Genomic DNA, 255 nt, shown 5'->3' with positions numbered 1-255 from the left:
AGTCCCAACGGCTACGACCGTCAGGCGATTCGAACATGTCGGGCGTCCACCAGCCCCCAGTCAGGGCGTCGATCTGCTCGACCGTCATGTTCTCGACCCGGTACTGCAGCTGGTCGCTGCAGGTGATTGTCATCAGCCGATTGGCGATGTCCCAGGACGGCTCGATGGCATAGCCGGTGAAGCGCCTTTCCTGCTTGGTGACGCCGCCTGTTTCGCTGATGAAGTCGATGGTCACCTCTTCGCCGTCCAGGCCCA

The 255-nt window shown here is 62.0% G+C and carries 1 pseudogene; it reads right to left on the bottom strand.

The features are described 5' to 3' along the window. Positions 1-255: pseudogene (locus L6D89_RS32525) on the bottom strand (hypothetical protein); the annotation flags it as partial.

It is taken from the genome of Pseudomonas pseudonitroreducens (assembly GCF_021603645.1).
Taxonomy (GTDB): Bacteria; Pseudomonadota; Gammaproteobacteria; order Pseudomonadales; family Pseudomonadaceae; genus Pseudomonas; species Pseudomonas pseudonitroreducens.
Note: the sequence above shows the minus strand (reverse complement) of the source record. Positions and strands in the feature narration are given on the sequence as shown.